This is a genomic window from Variovorax sp. SRS16, from assembly GCF_901827165.1.
Classification (GTDB): Bacteria; Pseudomonadota; Gammaproteobacteria; order Burkholderiales; family Burkholderiaceae_C; genus Variovorax.
Window position 1 is genome coordinate 5,706,038 of record NZ_LR594666.1, and the last position, 16,762, is coordinate 5,722,799.

Annotated in this window: 14 protein-coding genes; 6 read left to right on the plus strand and 8 right to left on the minus strand. The window is 66.3% G+C overall.

What is annotated here, in order from left to right; all coding sequences use genetic code 11:
- Positions 1-72 precede the first annotated feature (72 nt).
- The gene (locus E5P2_RS27480) at positions 73-1,098 is read left to right on the plus strand and encodes a M14 family zinc carboxypeptidase (protein ID WP_232080874.1); all 1,026 of its coding nucleotides are present in this window, start codon (positions 73-75) and stop codon (positions 1,096-1,098) included.
- Positions 1,095-1,853 (plus strand): alpha/beta fold hydrolase, encoded by a 759-nt coding sequence (locus E5P2_RS27485; RefSeq protein WP_162570238.1) that lies wholly within the window; start codon positions 1,095-1,097, stop codon positions 1,851-1,853. The genes E5P2_RS27480 and E5P2_RS27485 overlap by 4 nt, the downstream gene beginning before the upstream one ends.
- Here E5P2_RS27485 and E5P2_RS27490 read toward each other — a convergent pair.
- From E5P2_RS27490 to E5P2_RS27510, 5 genes are read right to left on the minus strand one after another with little or no spacing between them, the layout of a single operon-like run.
- The gene (locus E5P2_RS27490; RefSeq protein WP_162570239.1) at positions 1,832-2,575 is read right to left on the minus strand and encodes a M48 family metallopeptidase; all 744 of its coding nucleotides are present in this window, start codon (positions 2,573-2,575) and stop codon (positions 1,832-1,834) included. The genes E5P2_RS27485 and E5P2_RS27490 overlap by 22 nt on opposite strands.
- On the minus strand, positions 2,572-5,874 hold the full coding sequence (locus E5P2_RS27495) for a type I restriction endonuclease subunit R (RefSeq protein ID WP_162570240.1): 3,303 nt from the start codon (positions 5,872-5,874) through the stop codon (positions 2,572-2,574). The genes E5P2_RS27490 and E5P2_RS27495 overlap by 4 nt, the downstream gene beginning before the upstream one ends.
- The gene (locus E5P2_RS27500) at positions 5,871-6,563 is read right to left on the minus strand and encodes a restriction endonuclease subunit S (RefSeq protein ID WP_162570241.1); all 693 of its coding nucleotides are present in this window, start codon (positions 6,561-6,563) and stop codon (positions 5,871-5,873) included. The genes E5P2_RS27495 and E5P2_RS27500 overlap by 4 nt, the downstream gene beginning before the upstream one ends.
- 12 nt (positions 6,564-6,575) lie before the next feature.
- On the minus strand, positions 6,576-8,090 hold the full coding sequence (locus tag E5P2_RS27505) for a type I restriction-modification system subunit M (protein ID WP_162570242.1): 1,515 nt from the start codon (positions 8,088-8,090) through the stop codon (positions 6,576-6,578).
- A 16-nt stretch (positions 8,091-8,106) separates the two neighbouring features.
- A complete protein-coding gene (locus E5P2_RS27510; RefSeq protein WP_162570243.1) occupies positions 8,107-8,709 on the minus strand; it encodes a restriction endonuclease subunit S in 603 nt (200 codons plus the stop codon).
- Between the two features lie 99 nt (positions 8,710-8,808).
- On the opposite strand from E5P2_RS27510, the gene E5P2_RS27515 reads away from it, so the two are divergent.
- Together E5P2_RS27515 and E5P2_RS27520 are read left to right on the plus strand one after the other, a co-directional pair.
- Entirely contained in the window at positions 8,809-9,807 is a 999-nt protein-coding gene (locus E5P2_RS27515; protein ID WP_162570244.1) for a hypothetical protein, read from the plus strand.
- 32 nt (positions 9,808-9,839) lie between these two features.
- Positions 9,840-10,148 (plus strand): putative quinol monooxygenase, encoded by a 309-nt coding sequence (locus tag E5P2_RS27520; RefSeq protein WP_162570245.1) that lies wholly within the window; start codon positions 9,840-9,842, stop codon positions 10,146-10,148.
- 33 nt (positions 10,149-10,181) lie between these two features.
- On the opposite strand, the gene gap is transcribed toward E5P2_RS27520, so the two are convergent.
- Together gap and E5P2_RS27530 are read right to left on the minus strand one after the other, a co-directional pair.
- Entirely contained in the window at positions 10,182-11,183 is a 1,002-nt protein-coding gene (gene gap / locus E5P2_RS27525) for a type I glyceraldehyde-3-phosphate dehydrogenase (RefSeq protein ID WP_162570246.1), read from the minus strand.
- 41 nt (positions 11,184-11,224) lie between these two features.
- The gene (locus E5P2_RS27530) at positions 11,225-13,318 is read right to left on the minus strand and encodes a transketolase family protein (protein WP_162570247.1); all 2,094 of its coding nucleotides are present in this window, start codon (positions 13,316-13,318) and stop codon (positions 11,225-11,227) included.
- 102 nt (positions 13,319-13,420) lie between these two features.
- Between E5P2_RS27530 and E5P2_RS27535 the strand changes: the two genes are divergently transcribed.
- Complete coding sequence (locus E5P2_RS27535) at positions 13,421-13,810, plus strand: S-adenosylmethionine decarboxylase family protein (RefSeq protein ID WP_162570248.1); 390 nt, start codon at positions 13,421-13,423, stop codon at positions 13,808-13,810.
- Between the two features lie 11 nt (positions 13,811-13,821).
- Positions 13,822-14,541 (plus strand): nucleotidyltransferase family protein, encoded by a 720-nt coding sequence (locus tag E5P2_RS27540; RefSeq protein WP_162570696.1) that lies wholly within the window; start codon positions 13,822-13,824, stop codon positions 14,539-14,541.
- A gap of 13 nt (positions 14,542-14,554) precedes the next feature.
- On the opposite strand, the gene E5P2_RS27545 is transcribed toward E5P2_RS27540, so the two are convergent.
- Complete coding sequence (locus tag E5P2_RS27545) at positions 14,555-16,519, minus strand: hypothetical protein (protein ID WP_162570249.1); 1,965 nt, start codon at positions 16,517-16,519, stop codon at positions 14,555-14,557.
- Positions 16,520-16,762 lie beyond the last annotated feature (243 nt).

Here is a 16,762-nt window from a genome sequence, read left to right on the forward strand (position 1 = left end):
TAGCCGCCGCGTGTGACGGCTTGATGGCAGTCCTTGCCGCTATGCTGGCCGACCCGACTCCATGATCGCCGAGTGACCGCCACGGACCTGCCCGAACTGCTGGAACTGCAGGGCCTCGCCCAACTCGCAGGGCCCTTCATGGAGCAGCGCGTGCTGTGCGAAGTCGAAGCCGGCGGACAGCGCTTTCCGGTGCTCGCGTTCCTGCTCGGCAGCGCGAAGCCGGACCTGCCGGCGGTCGGCTTCTTCGGCGGCGTCCACGGGTTGGAGCGCATCGGCGCCGAGGTGACGATCGCCTACCTGCGCAGCCTGGTGATGCGGCTGCAGTGGGACGACACGCTGCACCGGCAGCTGGAGAACATCCGGCTGGTGTTCATGCCGCTGGTCAACCCGGGCGGCCTGTGGCTGGGCACGCGCGCCAATCCCAACGGCGTCGACCTGATGCGCAACGCACCGGTCGAATCGCGCGAACGCGTGCCGTACCTCGTCGGCGGCCAGCGCATCAGCGCCGCGCTGCCGTGGTATCGCGGCGCCCACGGCGCGCCGATGGAACCCGAGAGCGCCGCGCTGTGCGCCTTCGTCGAGGCCGAGCTGCTGGGCCGGCCGCTCGGCATCGCGGTGGACTGCCATTCCGGCTTCGGCCTCAGCGATCGCATCTGGTTTCCCTTCGCCCACACGGCGCGGCCGATCGCGCACCTGCCCGAGATGAACGCGCTGTGCGAGATCCTCGACGGGACCCTGCTGCACCACCGCTACGTGCTGGAGCCGCAGAGCCGCCAGTACCTCGCGCACGGCGACCTCTGGGACCACCTGTACCTGCGCGCCTGCCGCGAGGCGCAGGGCGTGTTCCTGCCGCTCACGCTGGAGATGGGTTCGTGGCTGTGGATCAAGAAGAACCCGCGCCAGATCTTCTCGCGCCATGGCATCTTCAACCCCATGATCCAGCACCGGCAGCAGCGCGTGCTGCGCACGCACCTCGGCTGGCTCGACTTCATCACGCGCGCCGCCGGCAGCCACGAACGCTGGCTGCCCGTGGACGCGCAACGCGCGCATCAGCGCGAACTGGCGATGGCACGGTGGTATCGCGGGGTGCACCGATGACCACCTGGATCCTGCTGCGCGGCCTGACGCGCGAGAGCGGCCATTGGGGCGCCTTTGCCGAGACGCTGCGCGCGCGGCTCGCCGACGCGCGCGTGCTGACGCTCGACCTGCCCGGCGCCGGCGGGCTCCATCGTCTGCGCAGCCCGGCGGACATCGAGGCCACGACGCAGCACTGCCGCCAGCAGCTGGCGGTCGAGCCGCCCTTCCATCTGCTGGCCATGTCGCTGGGCGCGATGGTGGCGGCGGACTGGGCCGTGCGGTGGCCCGGCGAGCTGGCCGGCTGCGTGCTGATCAACACCAGCCTGCGTCCCTTCAATCCCTGGTACCAGCGCCTGCGCCCGGCCAACTATGCGGCGCTGCTCGGACTCGCGTTCGTGCCGCAGGCGAGCCGCCCCCGCGAGCAAACCATCCTGCGACTGACCAGCCGGCACCTGGATGCGCAGACCGGCGCGGCCGTCGTCGATGCGTGGACGGCGTTGCGCGATGCGCGGCCCGTGTCGCGCGCCAACGCGCTGCGCCAGCTGCTCGCGGCCATGCGCTATCGTGCGCCGGCGCGGGCACCGGCCGTGCCTCTGCTGGTGCTCGCGAGCCGGCGCGATGCGCTGGTCGATGCGCGCTGCTCGCAACGGCTGGCGCGGCAGTGGCACGCCGACTTCGTCGAACATCCCTCCGCCGGTCATGACCTCGCGCTCGACGATGGGCCCTGGCTCGCCGACCAGGTCGCACGCTGGTCTCAGCACAAGGGCATGAGCTGATCGACCAGGCCGTCCAGCCGCTTCTTCACTTCGCGCCAGCCCGGCATGCAGGCATCGAGCAGCCGATGGAAGCGCGGTCCGTGGTGGTGTTCCTTCAAGTGGCACAGCTCGTGAAGGATCACGTAGTCGATGCATTCCCGCGGCGCCTTCACCAGGTGCGGATTCAGCGTCAGGCGGCCGGCGGGCGAGCAATTGCCCCACTGCCGCCGCATGGCCCGAAGACGAACCGGCGGCAGTGCGTGCACCCAGCGCAACGGCGCGGCGACGGCCGCCAGGCGCGAGGCCATCACCTCGCGGGCACGCAGCGCATACCAGGCATCGAGCATCGCATGCACCTGTGCCGCATCGGGCCGGGCCACGGCGACCTCGATGTGGGCGCCGCGCATGCGCACGCTGCCGTGGCGCGGCGCATCGGCCACGACCTTGAGCTGATAGCGCCGGCCCAGGTAGAGCAAGGATTCGCCGCTGACGTGCTCGCGCGCCGGGGCGCTGTCCAGGCGCTGCCGGATGTCTGCCACGCGCTGACTGATCCAGGCCGCACGCTGCCGGACCGCGGCGATGACGGCCGTGTCGTCGGCATCCTGCGGCGCATCGACGACCACGCTGCCATCGGGCTCGACATGGATCGCGATGCGCCGCGCCTTGCGCGCGGGCTGCGTGCGGACACGAAAGCGGATCAGCTCGTCGCCGTAGCGAAAGCTGCGCGAAGACGGCGCGTTCATCCGCGCCGGCTCAGGCCGACCCGCGTGATGTGCAGCACTTGCGTCACCACCTCGCCCGCCTTCTCGAGCCCGAGCGTGCCGTAGAGCAGCGTCAGCAAGCTCTTGCGAATGGCGGCCTCGATGCTCTGCGCGCTCAGCGAATGCTCGGCCACCGCGCGCTGCACGGCCTGGCCGATGGCCAAGGCATGGTCGACATACAGTCCGCGCTCTGCGGCATCCAGCCCGGCCGCTGCACCGTTGCCCAGCGCCATCAGGATCGCGCCGAAATAGGCGCGCGCCTGCGGGTTCGTCGCCAGCGCGTCGGGCAGGCCCGGCGTGGCGCGCTCCTCCACCCGGCGCTCGAACTCGCTGAACAGCGCGTACTGCTTGCGCGGATAGTCGAACATGGCCTCGGCCTGGGCGATCGCGTCGCCCAGCAACTCCGAGAACACCTTCTGCGCATAGGGGTCGTCGGCCAGATCCTGCTCGATGGTCATGCGCAGGCGGGTCTTGATGAGATCGGCCTCGTTGCGCGTCTTCTCGTCGGACCATCCATCACCGGCCTGTGCATCGCCGGGACTGGGGATCGCAAACACGCCGAGGGGTTCGCGCACCTCGGCGCCGAGCACCTGCGTGTCGACCAGCTTGCCGATCTGCGCTTCGTACGCGCTGTAGTCGACCGTCTCCATCGCATCGCGCCGCGCGGTCTGCCGCACGTCGACCAGAAAACGCAGATCCTGCTTGTAGCGCGCGATCAGCGCTTCCGAAAAACTCCGGTCTTCGAAGAAGCTGTGCGATGACAACGCAGTCTGCAGGCACAGGCCGAAGGCCGTGACCGCCGCCGAGAAATCATCGCGCAGCTTCTGCCGCGCGTCGTACGGTCCGCTCGGCGCGTCGGCTGCGATGCGCGGGCTCAATGCTTGCCGGAGTTGTTCGGGGTCGTCGCGGTTCGCCACGTCCTTGAAGAAGGACCACATGGCCTCGTGCAGTGCCGGCAATCGCTTGTATTCGGTGCTGACCTCGCGGTAGAGGCCTTCGAGGTCGGCCGCGTCGAAGCCGCCTTGGGTACGCGCCTCGAGATCCTGGTAGGCGCGGATCGCCGTGTCCAGTTCTTTCAGAATGCCCCGGTAGTCGACCAACAGGCCATGGCGCTTGGCATCGTGCAGCCGGTTCACACGCGCCACCGCCTGGATCAGGTTGTGCCCTTTGAGCGGCTTGTCGATGTAGAGCACCGCGTTGCGCGGCTCGTCGAACCCCGTGAGCAGGCGGTCGACCACGATCAGCAGATCGGGGTCGCCGGCCGAAGCGAATGCCTCCAGCGCACGGCGCTCGTACTGGGCTGCGTCCTCGCCGCCGTTCAAGACATTCTGCTTCCACCACTTCTGCACTTCGGCCATCGCGTCTTCGTCGATTTCGGTGTTGCCTTCGCGCGTGTCCGGCGGCGAAATCACCACCCTGCTGCTGACGAGGCCGGTAGCGTCGAGCGCCTTCTTGTAGCGGATGGCGTCGCGCTTGCTCGCGGTGGCGACCTGACCTTTCAGGCCCGGCTTGATCTTCTTGAAATTGGCGTTGAAATGCGTGGCGATGTCCCACGCGATCAACTCGATGCGATTCGCTGCGCCATAGATGGCACCGCGACTCGCGTATTTGCCCTTCAGGTCGGCGCGCTGCGCCGCCGTGAGCCCGGCCGTGATCCTGTCGAACCAGCGGTCGACGGCTTCCGAGCTGATGACCAGTTCGGGAACGCGCTCTTCGTAGAGCAAGGGCGCGACCGACTGGTCCTCCACCGCGCGCTGCATCGTGTAGGCGTGCACGATGGGACCGAACTTGTTCGCGGTCTTGTCATCCTTCAGCAGCGGCGTGCCGGTGAAGGCCACGCAGGCCGCGCGCGGCAATGCCTTCTTCATGCGCTCGTGCGTTTCGCCGCCATGGCTGCGATGGCCTTCGTCCACCAGCACGATGATGTCGGCAGCGTCGTTGCGGCACTCGACCAGCTTCGACGCCGTGTTGAACTTCTGGACCAGCGCGAAGCTGATGCGCTCGGTGCCCTGCCCGATGCGCCGCGCCAGGTCGCGTCCCGTGACGGCCTTGCTGCGCTCGCCTTCCTTCTGCGTCGCGACGGTCGAACCGAAGGCGCCGCTGGTCACGAAGTTGCGCGCCAGCTGCTGTTCGAGATCGAGCCGGTCGGTGACCACGATCACGCGGCAGGCCTTCAGTTCTTCGTGCAGCAACAGCGCCTTGGAGAGAAAGACCATGGTGAAGCTCTTGCCCGAACCCGTGGTGTGCCAGATCACGCCGCCTTCGCGCGCACCGCCGGGCCGCAAGGAAGCGAGCCGCTCGAGCAGCGAACGCACGCCGAAGAACTGCGGGTGGCGTGCGACGATCTTGCCCACGTGGCGGTCGAACAGAATGAAGCCGCGCAACAGTTCGAGCAGCCGCGACGGCGTGAGCAGGCTCACCAGCAATCGGTCCTGCGCGTTGGGCAGCATGGGCAGCGACCAGAGCGACTCGAGCCACTCGCGCAAGGCCGCGGGCTTTCCTTCGAACAGGGCGGCATGCGTGGCCGCAGGCAGCGGCGCGTTCTTGAGCGCGTGCACCTGCGCGTCGTCGAATTCCTCTTCCCTGTTCCAGCGCGCCCAGAACTTGGCCGGCGTGCGCGTGGTGCCGTAGCGGCCCTCGGTCTGGCTGATCGACAGCAGCAGCTGCGCATAGGCGAACAGATGCGGCACCTCGTCGTCGCGCTGGTTGCGCAGATGCTGGCTGATGCCTTCGAGCACCATCGCATCGCCGCTGCGCCGCGGACCGCGGGGCTGCTTGGCCTCGATCACCACCAGCGGGATGCCGTTGACGTAGCCGACGATGTCGGGCGCGCGATGGTGCGTGCCCTGGCTGGACAGCACGCGCAGTTCTTCGGTGATGTCGAAGCGATTGTGCGTGGCGTCGGCCCAGTCGATGATCGGCACCGTGGGCTGATGCTTCTTGCCGTCGGGCATGAACTCGGTGACCGTGATGCCGAACGCGAGCCTGGCATAGAGGCGCTCATTGGCCGCCAGCAAGCCATCGCCCAGGCCGAGCGTGGACAACTCGCGCAGGATCTGTTCGATGGCGCTCGGGGACAACGGATACGACTTGCCCTTGTAGTCGAAGCGGCGCGTGTGCAGGACTTCGACCAGGCGCGGCCTGATCAGCACTTCCCGCGTGCCGTCTCGCATCGCGAGGCACTCGGCCGTACTCAGGTAGCGCCAACCCAGGTTGCAGAGCATGTGCAGCGCTGAAATCCGGGCGCTGCATTGCTCGTGGGCCGGCGGCATTGCGCTCATGCTGCGTCCATGGCCTCTTTGTGTCTCACGGAAACGCGGCGCGTTCCAGTCAGCAGATCCGCCATCAGTGCGTTCTTCTCGGCATGAAGCTTGTCGATCAAGCGCTCGGTATTGACGAGTGCGCGATCCCAGGTCGCAAGAATTCTTGCGATCCGGCGCTGTTCGGGCAGCGACGGAAAAGCAAAGGGAAGGTCCTTCAGAAGCTGGGTGTCGAGGCGTCCAGTTCCATGGCCAGCCGTGTCGACCATCTGAAGGATCTCGCGCTTGTTCGCGAGCAATTGGTACGCAAGAAACGACGCGTCCAGATCCGATGCGGGAATCAGCGCTTTGACATCCTGGTTGAAGGCCATCTCCCGTTCTGCGATGCAAACGGGCAGGTCTTTGAACAAGGTCATCCCGCGCGTCAGAACCAGGACGGATTGTGCCGGCGCCACGGCTGCAGCAGCCTTGCCCAGTTCGCTGATGCGACGCGCAGTGCTGTCGATTCGAAGCGCTTTCATGTCTCGCGCGGTCACCCATGGAAACTCGCCGGACCAGAATGCTGCGTTGTTCAGGCTCGGCGTGCTGCCCGACATGAAGTCGGCGCATTCACCCAACGGCTTGCATTGCCAGCCAACTGGAAGCGCCGCGTGGCCTTTCTTCGTTGACAAGGTATCGCGACCCTTCGAGTTCGAGCGGCGGTCCTTCATGACGATCGATTCCTACTCATAGCCAAGTTCCTTCAAGTAGACGGCCATCTCTTCCTCGATCCCGATCCATTCTTTCTTGAGCTCCACTCTCTCGCGCCGCACTTCGGACATGTCGACGCTCATTGCTGACGCGGCACTATCGACATAACGAGAGATATTGAGATTGAACTCGTGTCCTGCGATGGTCTCCAGCGCCACCAGCGTCGCGTACTTTTCTACCGGGAGACGTGCAGCATAGGTAGTCAGCATTCGCTGCAAATCTTCCTCGCGCAGCGCGTTCTGGTTCTTGCCCGGCTGGAAGCTGCGACTCGCATCGATGAAAAGTACGCTGTCATCCGGCTTGTTCTTGCGAAAGACCAGCACCGCGGCCGGAATGCTCGTCCCGTAGAAGAGCTTTTCGGGAATGCCGATGACCGCATCGACCAGGTTTTCTTCAATGAGCTTCTGGCGAATCCGCCCTTCCGCGCCACCGCGAAACAACACGCCGTGGGGCACCACGACCGCCATGCGCCCGCTGCCCGCCTTCATGGTCTCGATCATGTGCAGGATGAAGGCGAAATCGCCCTTGGTGCGCGGCGGCACGCCGCGACGGAAGCGGCTGAACCTGTCGGTCTCCGCGCTTTCATGGCCCCACTTCTCCAGACTGAACGGCGGATTCGCGACCACGATGTCGAAGTGCCGCAGGCTGGTGTCGCTCGCCAGCAGCTTGGGATTGCGGATGGTGTCGCCCCACTCCACGCGATGGTTGTCCTCGCCGTGCAGGAACATGTTCATCTTGGCCAGCGCCCAAGTGCTGCCGATGGCTTCCTGCCCGTAGAGCGCATAGCGGCGCGAGCCGGTGCGCTCGCGGATCAGGCGGCCGCATTTCAGCAGCAGGGAGCCGGAGCCGCAGGTCGGGTCGCAGATCTCTTCGCCCTCCTTCGGATCCATGAGCCGCGCCATCAGCTCCGAGACTTCCGGCGGCGTGTAGAACTCGCCGGCCTTCTTGCCGCTCGTCGACGCGAAGTTCTTGATGAGGTATTCGTAGGCATTGCCAATGACGTCGAGCGTGCCGACGCGGCTCGGGCTGAGGTCGAGTTCGGGCTTGGCGAAGTCCTCGAGCAGGTGGCGCAGGATGTCGTTCTTCTGTTGTTCGTCGCCGAGCTTGTTGGCGTTGAAGCTGATGTCCTGGAAGACATCGCGCAGCTTGGCGATGTTGGCGTCTTCGATGGCGTGCAAGGCCTTGTCGATGCGCTCGCCGTTGCCGGGTTCGAAGCGCGCCTTGTACAGCGCATAGAAGCTGGCGCGTGGCGGCAGCACGAAGCGCTCGGTCTTGAGCAGTTCCTCGATGAGACCGGGCTCGGCGTGGGCGTATTCCTTCTTGTAGCTGTCGTAGTGGTCCTGCCAGACGTCCGACACGTACTTGAGGAAGAGCATGGTGAGGACGTAGTCCTTGTAGATGCTCGAGTCGACGGTGCCGCGGAAGGTGTCGCAGGCGGCCCAGACGGCGGCGTTGATGCTTTCCTGGCTGATGCGGGTCTGATTCATGAATTTCCCTGAGGTCTTATGAATGGCCCGAAGCGCTGACCAGCGCTTCGGCCATGGATTCGAACATGCTGTCGCGGTTGCGGATCAAGCGCACGTAGAGGCGCTGTTCGCTCCGGGCGAGACGGGCCAACTCGACGACGCGCGCCTGGTCGGCGAGCGGAGGCACGACGATGCGCAGCGCCTCGAGCACCGGCCGGCGCACGCTCAGCTGGCTCGAACCCTCCGCGGCGCGCCTGAGCGCGCGCTGGAAGGGCGCCCGGTTGATCTGCCAGGCGAGAAAGCCCGCCAGCAGCGCGCTGCCCGGCTTCACGCGAAGGTGGAACAGGTGCGGTCCGCAGACGGCGCCCTGCGGCGGCGCATCGAGGCAGATGGCATAGAAGCGCGTGCCGCGCGAGACGAACAGCACATCGTCCGGCAGCAGCCAGTCGGCCTTGCCGCGGCCGCCGAGCCGCGTGCGGGTGACGCGGTCCCAGTGGACGCCATCGAGCGGATCCATGTCCTTCATCTGAACGGCCCGCACGGGTCCGTCCTGCACTTCGTCGATGGGCCCGCGGAAGGGGTAGCCCGCATGCACGAACGCGGCCGCGCCCAGCGAAGTTTCAAATGCATGAACGAACATGATGCACATGCTAACTTGCAAAGCGGCAGCGCTTCACGCAAACTCAGGTTGCGAATAAATAGCATCAAACGATGTGATGCATAAAAAGGAGGATTCGCGATGGGCTATGAAGTGGACCTGCTGTCGTCCGCAAGCGGCGGCGGCGCGCTTTGCGTGCGATGGGGCCTGCCGGGAAATTACAAGGTGCTGGTCTACGACGGCGGCACGGCGGAATCGGGCGAGCGCCTGGTCGCGCACATCGAATCCAGCTATCTGAGCTCGCGGGTGGACTATGTCGTGAGTTCCCATCCCGACAGCGAGCACACGGCCGGGCTGGCGGTGGTGCTGCGCCGGCTGCAGGTCGGCGCGTTGTGGATGCATCGGCCCTGGACGCGTTCGGCGGCGCTGCGCGACAAGCTGCGCAGCGCCTTCCGCCTGGAAGAACTGGCCGGCCGCGGCAACATCCCGGTCCATGAGCCGTTCAAGGGCGCGCGCATCGGTCCGTTCGTGGTGCTGTCGCCAAACGAGCAGCACTACGTCGATGGGCTGCTGCCGGGCTTCGGTCAATCGCCGAGGCGCGCCGCGGCCTCCGGGCCTGCCGATCCCGGCGCGTTCTTTCTGAAGATGAAGGAGTGGGCCGGCGGCCCCTGGCGCTTCGAGGCGCTGCCGAACGATGCGGTCACCAGCGCGAAGAACGATGCCAGTGCCGTGCTCTATGCCAGCTTCGCCGGCAACGGGGTGCTGCTGACCGGCACGGCCGGGATCGGGGCGCTCTCGGCAGCGGCGCACTACGCCGAACGCCTGGGCATCCATCTGCCGTCGAGCCTGCGCTTCCTGCAGGTGCCCAACCATGGCCATCCCGGCAACGTGTCGACCGAGGTGCTGGACCGCATCGTCGGGGTGCGCGTGGCGAAGGAGGAGCGCTGTTACACCAAGACCGCCTTCGTCTCGGTGAGCCGCGATGCGCCGCAAGGCGCGGAACGGGTAGTGGCGGACGCGCTGGCGCGCCGCGGCGCGCTGACCTTCGCCACCCGCGGCGCGAGCCTTTATCACGGGCATGGCATGCCTGCGCGCAGATGGCGCACGGCCCGGCCCGCGCGAAACACCGATACGGCTTAAATTCGCGGCCTCAGCCCAAGGAGATTCTGCAGATGATTCATGTCGTCGCCGTCATCACGGCCAAGCCCGGTCAACGCGCCCGGATCCTGGAAGCCTTCCACGCCAACCGGCCTGCCGTGCTGGCCGAACAGGGATGCATCGAGTACGTCGCCACCTTGGATGCCGAAGGCATGCCGACGTCGCCGGGCACCTTCGGCGCGGACACCTTCGTCGTGATCGAGAAGTGGGAAACGCTGGATGCGCTCAACGCGCATGCGGTGTCGCCGCACATGGTCGCCTACGGCGCGAAGAACAAGGACTTCATTGCCGGCCGCGTGATCCATGTGCTGTCGCCGGTCTGAGCCTCCCATCGGCTCAGCCGGTGAAAGAGGCGCTTACCTGGCGACGACGCGCACCATCTCCAGGCACTTGTTCGAATAGCCCCATTCGTTGTCGTACCAGCTCACGAGCTTGACGAAAGTGCCGTCGAGGGCAATGCCGGCATCGGCATCGAAGATCGAGGTGCGCGGGTCGCCGCGGAAGTCGGTGGCGACCACCTTGTCCTCGGTGTAGCCGAGCACGCCCTTGAGCGCACCTTCGCTCTGCGCCTTCATCTCGGCGCAGATCTCCTTGTAGCTCGCTTCCTTGACCAGCTCGACGGTGAGGTCGACCACCGACACGTCGGAAGTCGGCACGCGGAAGCTCATGCCGGTGAGCTTCTTGTTGAGCTCGGGGATGACCACGCCCACGGCCTTGGCCGCGCCGGTGCTCGAAGGGATGATGTTCTCGAGGATGCCGCGGCCGCCGCGCCAGTCCTTGTTGCTCGGGCCGTCGACGGTCTTCTGCGTGGCGGTGGTGGCGTGCACGGTGGTCATCAGGCCGCGCTTGATGCCCCACTTGTCGTTCACCACCTTGGCCAGCGGCGCGAGGCAGTTGGTGGTGCAGCTGGCGTTGCTGATGATGGCCTGGCCGTCGTAGGTCTTGTCGTTCACGCCGTAGACGAACATGGGCGTGTCGTCCTTGCTGGGCGCGGACATGATGACCTTCTTCGCGCCGGCATCGACGTGCTTCTGGCAGGTTTCCTTGGTGAGGAACAGGCCGGTGGATTCGAGCACGATGTCGGCGCCGACCTCGTTCCACTTGAGGTTGGCCGGATCGCGCTCCTGCGTGAGGCGGATCTTCTTGCCGTTGACGACGAGGGTGTTGCCGTCGACCGTGATCTCGCCCTGGAAGCGGCCATGCACCGAGTCGTATTGCAGCATGTAGGCCAGGTAGTCGGGCTCGAGCAGGTCGTTGATGGCGACGATCTCGATGTCGTTCTTGAAGTTCTGCACCGCTGCGCGCAAGACGTTGCGACCGATGCGACCGAAGCCGTTGATGCCGAGTTTGATAGCCATGTGTCTGCTCCTGGATGGTTTGAAAACGGGGTCGATCGAGTTCAGCGCGCGAGCGCCGCTTCGACGGTGGCAGCGACGTTCTCTGCCGTGAAACCGAAATGCTTGAAGAGCGCGGGCGCGGGCGCCGATTCGCCATAGGTGTCGATGCCGACGACGGCGGCGACACCGTATTTCCACCAGCCGGCGGTGACGCCCATCTCGACCGCGATGCGCGGCGTGCCCGCGGGCAGCACGCTCTTCTTGTAGGCGGTACTCTGGCGGTCGAAGGTGGTGGTCGAGGGCATGGACACGACGCGCACGCCGATGTTCTTCGCGGCCAGCAGTTCCTGCGCCTTGAGCGCGAGTTGCACCTCGGAGCCGGTGGCGATGAGGACCGCGCGCGTCTTCTTGCCGCCGATCGGTTCGGCCAGCACGTAGGCACCCTTGCTGATGTCGCTCAGATCCTTCTTCGGTGCGTAGGCGATGTTCTGGCGCGACAGCAGCAGCGCCGTCGGATGCCTGGCGTTCTGCAGCGCGACGGCCCAGGCCACCGCGGTCTCGGCCGTGTCGCCCGGACGCCAGACGTCGAGGTTCGGGATCAGGCGCAGCGACCAGGCATGCTCGATCGACTGGTGCGTCGGGCCGTCTTCGCCGAGGCCGATCGAGTCGTGCGTGAAGACGTGGATCACGCGGTGCCTCATGAGCGCGGCCATGCGGACCGCGTTGCGGCTGTAGTCGCTGAAGGTGAGGAAGGTGCCGCCGTACGGGATGTAGCCGCCATGCAGTGCGATGCCGTTCATGATCGCCGCCATGCCGAACTCGCGCACACCGTAGTTGATGTGGCGGCCGATGATGTGCGGCGGCTCGGCGTTGTCGGCGGTGCTGCTCGGCCTGGCCTCGTCTTCGGCGCCCGGCTTGGACTGTTCGACCGCGCCCAGGATCACGGCACCGGTCTTCGGATCGAAGCGCAGCGGCGGCGTGCTCTTGGTGTTGGTGAGGTTGGAGCCCGTCAGGTCGGCGCTGCCGCCGAGCATCTCGGGCAGGGCGGCGGTGAAGGCTTCGAGCGCCAGCTGGCTCGCCTTGCGGCTGGCCACCGTCTCGGCCTTGGCGTGGGCGGCGACCACGGTGTCGAAGGCGACCTGGTTGAAGTCTTTCGGCAGCTCGCCCTTCATGCGGCGCGTGAATTCGGCAGCGAGTTCCGGATAGGCAGCGGTGTAGGCCGCGAAGCGTCCGTCCCATTCGGCCTCGACCTTGGCGCCGGCTTCCTTGTGGTTCCAGTCGTCGTACACGGCCTGCGGGATCTCGAATGGCGGGTAGGGCCAGCCGATGGCGGCGCGCGTGAGCGCGACCTCTTCGACGCCGAGCGCCTCGCCGTGCGCCTTGGCGGTGCCGGCGCGGTTCGGGCTGCCCTTGCCAATGGTCGTCTTGCAGATGATGAGCGAAGGCTTGTCGGTGTGCTTCTTGGCCTTCTCGATGGCCTTGGAAACGTCCTTCTCGTCGTTGCCGTCGATCGGGCCGATGACGTGCCAGCCGTAGGCTTCGAAACGCTTCTCGGTGTCTTCGATGAACCAGGGCTTGACCTGGCCGTCGATGCTGATGCCGTTGCTGTCGTAGAGCGCGATGAGCTTGCCCAGCCGCCACGCACCGGCCAGCGCGGCCGCCTCGTGGCTGATGCCTTCCATCATGCAGCCGTCGCCGAGGAAGGCGTAGGTGTGATGGTCGACGATCTCGTGGCCCTTGCGGTTGAACTCGGCCGCCAGCAGCTTCTCGGCCAGCGCGAAGCCGACGGCGTTGGTGATGCCCTGGCCCAGCGGGCCGGTGGTGGTTTCGACGCCGGGCGTGAGGTCGACTTCGGGGTGCCCCGGGGTCTTGCTGCCGAGCTGGCGAAAGCGCTTGAGCTCGTCCATCGGCAGGTCGTAGCCGGTGAGGTGCAGCACCGCGTACAGCATCATCGATGCATGGCCGTTGGACAGCACGAAGCGATCGCGGTCGAACCAGTGCGGATTGGCGGGGTTGTAGCGCAGGTGTTCGCTCCACAGCGCCACGGCCATGTCGGCCATGCCCATCGGTGCGCCAGGATGCCCTGAGTTGGCGAGTTGAACGGCATCCATTGCCAGCGCGCGAATCGCGTTGGCCATCAAGGCTTGGTTGGCCATTTGTGGCTTTCTCTGGGAGCAGGTTAGGGGGAACCCGGGATTTTAACGGCCGGGGGCGCGGCCCCCGGCCGAGGGCCGCGCGGGACTGCTAGAGTCCCGCCCATGCATGGCCTGCACCTGACCGCCGACCTCCACGATTGCCGCTGCGAAATGCACTGGCTGCTCGATGCCGAAGCGCTCGGCGCGGCTTGCGTCAAGACCGCGCAGGCCGCCGGGCTGCAGGTGGTCGGCAAGCTCTTTCACGGCTTTCCGGCAACGCCGCAGGGGCCCGGCGGCGCGACGGCCACGGTGCTGCTGGCCGAGTCGCATCTGTGCGCCCACACCTGGCCCGAACAGCGCGGCGTCACGCTCGATGTCTACGTCTGCAACATCGGCGCCGACCATTCGAGGAAGGCCATGGCGGTGATGGAAGCGCTGGAGGCGATCTTCATGCCGACGCGCGTGGAGCGGCATGCGCTGAAGCGCGGCGCGCTCGGGGCCGCCACCGCGTGACGGTCAAGGCCATGATCCTCGCGGCCGGGCGCGGCGAGCGCATGCGGCCGCTGACGGACGCCACGCCCAAGCCGCTGCTCAAGGTGCGCGGCAAGCCGCTGATGCAATGGCCGATGGAGGCACTGGCGGCAGGGGGCTTCACGCAGCTCGTGGTCAACACCGCGTGGCTGGGTGAGCAGATCGAGCAGCGCTTCGGCACGCGCTGCGCGTGGGACACAGGCCTGGCGTCGACGCTCGGCTATTCGCACGAAGCCCGCGACTTCGGCGGCGCGCTCGAAACCGCGGGCGGGATCGTTCGCGCACTGCCATTGCTGGGCGAGGTCTTCTGGGTGGCCGCGGGCGACGTGTTCGCGCCGGACTTCGGATTCAGCCGGGCGGCGGTCGAGCGCTTCGTGGCCGGCGGCCGGCTGGCGCATCTGTGGCTGGTTCCGAATCCGCCGCACAACCCGAAAGGCGATTTCGGACTCGACGAAGACGGGCTGGCCACGGACGATGGCATCGCGGGCGCCGCAACCCGCTTCACCTTCTCGACCATCGGGCTCTACCGCGCCGCGCTGTTTGCGCCGCCCTGGTGCGACATCGCCGCGGGCAATCCGGATGGCGTCCGGGCTCCGCTCGCGCCACTGTTGCGCGCGGCCATGAGAAAGGCCCAGGTGAGTGCAGAACTCTACCTGGGCCCATGGACCGATGTGGGAACGCCCGAGCGACTTGACGCGCTGAACGCTCCCTGATGCCCGTCTGCCGTTACGGGATGTTCGAGGTGACGACCTGGAACACACCGCCAGGCAACGACAAGCTGCCGCCATATTCGAAGGGGCCGCTGCCGGAGACCGGACAACCGCTGGGCGGCTGGCAGGTCCACCCCGCTGTCACGTTGGTCCGGAAGATGACCGGGCCGTAGCGATAGTTCGAAATCTTCCTGCCGCCATAGTCGGCCACCGACAGCACGTACGACTCCGTGCCATGGTTTTCGTTGTCCTCCGCCGAAATCGGGTCCACGAGGCTGGCATCGGACAGCGACAGCGCGGGAACGCGCGGGATGCCGCTGTTGAAGTCGTTCGCGAAGCGCACCCAGTCGATGCGGCGATCGCCGCGCGAGGTGACGATCAGGTCGTGGTCGGCGCCGCCCTTCTTGACGTAGGCGATGCTGGTCGGATTGCGTCCGACCGCGACGGGGGTGGTGCCGGCGTCGGTGATATCGGTCGCCGTGCCGGCGGTCGTCGCGTTGAGGTAGTTGCCGAGCTTGTAGATGTGCAGCTGGCCGTCCTGCGTCGCGACCCAGGCGCGGGAGGTGCTGCTGAGCAGGCCCACCTTGACCGCCGACGGGCGCTGCGCCAGGGCCACCGTCTTGATGACGGTCGGCATCTGGGACGGCACCTGCGTGAAGGTGTAGGGCCACTGGTTGTCGGCCGGCCCGCGGCCATTGACGATCTTGTTGTTGAACGTACTTTGCGGATTGGCGGCAACGTTGAAGTACTGCTCGCGGTAGTAGCTGAACAGTGGACGCAGGTCGATGAAGGCCGCCTGCTGCTCCGACTTGGAAATCACGACCGCAATGCCGGTGCGTGCAACGGCGCCGCTGTTGGCACCGCTGTAGAAGCTGGTGCGGTTGCCGTCACTGCTCAGCGGGAGATTCCAGTACGTGTTGGTCGTGGCGTTGTAGCTGTCGACACTGACGCCGGTCGAGGCCGAAATCTCGGTCGGCGCCTTCATCGTGGTGGGCAGGTCGACATAGCCCAGCACCTTCATGTAAGCGAAGTTGCCGAGGTTGGGGAGACCGGGATAGACGCCGTTCCATTCGCCCCAGTTGTTGTACCAGGCGCCAGGGTTGTCAGGCGTGCAGGCATTGCACAGGCCGGCCAACGCGATCACCGCCACCTGTCCCTTCAGGTTGACTGTGTCCCAGACCGTGACCAGCGCGAATTCGCCGCTGTTGGTCACCGCGATCGCGGTCGGCACCTTGCCTGCCGCGAGCTGTGCCGTGCCCTGGTTGTACGCGGTATTGCTGCCGGCTGCGGCGATCAGGCCGCCCTGGAACACCATCAGATTGGTCACGCACCAGGTGTCGCGGCCATAGCAATGGCCAACCGCCACGGCGTCGCTGGTCTTGAGGCCAGCGTTGCGGTAGTTCAGCAGGTTGAAGTCGTTGATGCCGGAGTCGTTGGTGGCGGAGTACACCCCCTGGTACGTCGCCCAGCTGGGCTGGGGCCGCTCTGCAAACGTGTTGCTGGCCATGGAGATGGATTGCAGGCCAGCCACACCGCCGTACTGGGCCGGACTATCGGCCACGAAGGCGGTCTGCATGATGTTCGAGGAATAGTCGCCGGGGCTCGCCACCAGCGGTCCGCCGACCTGCCAGGTGCCGCAGAAGCCATTCGGAAACGGAAGGCAGTGGCGGTCGCCGCCGATGCCGGCCGGATTGTTGAGCGAGATCGGGTCGTACGACTGATCGGCCGGCGCCACGAGGGCCGTGCGCCCGGCATTGCTGGTCGTGCCATAGGCGGCCGGGTTCGGCCCGTAGCGATAGTCGATGCCGGCCGCCTTGCCCATGGCTGCAGCCGTCGACTGGTAAGCCGCCGCCGAGAACGTGCCGGAACTGCTGACGATCGCGTCGCCCAGCACCGGTCCGCTGCTGCCTGTGTCCGTGCTCGTGCCGGATCCTGCGGTCCCTGTACCGGTCGCGCCCGTGCCCAAAGTGGCAGCACTCAAACCGACTGCACCGATACCGCCGCCGCCACCGCCACCCCCACCTCCGCACGCGCTCAACGCACTCGCAGCAACAAGAAGCAGAAGTGCGCTTTTATGAATGAATTTCAAGAAAAACACCTCCAGATTGATCAAGATGAGCTTGTACGTGGGAGCCTTCCTACAGGGCAATCATTCTTGCAAATCTTTTCGTTGTTTGTTTCCCAGCGCCGCCAGGGTGTTACAAACGTATTGCATAGTGACGAC

Bases quoted from the DNA above. Each gene is read 5' to 3' on its own strand.
- E5P2_RS27485 (WP_162570238.1), top strand. From the start codon at position 1,095: ATGACCACCTGGATCCTGCTGCGCGGCCTGACGCGCGAGAGCGGCCAT.
- E5P2_RS27490 (WP_162570239.1), bottom strand. From the start codon at position 2,575: ATGAACGCGCCGTCTTCGCGCAGCTTTCGCTACGGCGACGAGCTGATC.
- E5P2_RS27495 (WP_162570240.1), bottom strand. From the start codon at position 5,874: ATGAGCGCAATGCCGCCGGCCCACGAGCAATGCAGCGCCCGGATTTCA.
- E5P2_RS27500 (WP_162570241.1), bottom strand. From the start codon at position 6,563: ATGAAGGACCGCCGCTCGAACTCGAAGGGTCGCGATACCTTGTCAACG.
- E5P2_RS27505 (WP_162570242.1), bottom strand. From the start codon at position 8,090: ATGAATCAGACCCGCATCAGCCAGGAAAGCATCAACGCCGCCGTCTGG.
- E5P2_RS27510 (WP_162570243.1), bottom strand. From the start codon at position 8,709: ATGTTCGTTCATGCATTTGAAACTTCGCTGGGCGCGGCCGCGTTCGTG.
- E5P2_RS27515 (WP_162570244.1), top strand. From the start codon at position 8,809: ATGGGCTATGAAGTGGACCTGCTGTCGTCCGCAAGCGGCGGCGGCGCG.
- E5P2_RS27520 (WP_162570245.1), top strand. From the start codon at position 9,840: ATGATTCATGTCGTCGCCGTCATCACGGCCAAGCCCGGTCAACGCGCC.
- gap (WP_162570246.1), bottom strand. From the start codon at position 11,183: ATGGCTATCAAACTCGGCATCAACGGCTTCGGTCGCATCGGTCGCAAC.
- E5P2_RS27530 (WP_162570247.1), bottom strand. From the start codon at position 13,318: ATGGCCAACCAAGCCTTGATGGCCAACGCGATTCGCGCGCTGGCAATG.
- E5P2_RS27535 (WP_162570248.1), top strand. From the start codon at position 13,421: ATGCATGGCCTGCACCTGACCGCCGACCTCCACGATTGCCGCTGCGAA.
- E5P2_RS27540 (WP_162570696.1), top strand. From the start codon at position 13,822: ATGATCCTCGCGGCCGGGCGCGGCGAGCGCATGCGGCCGCTGACGGAC.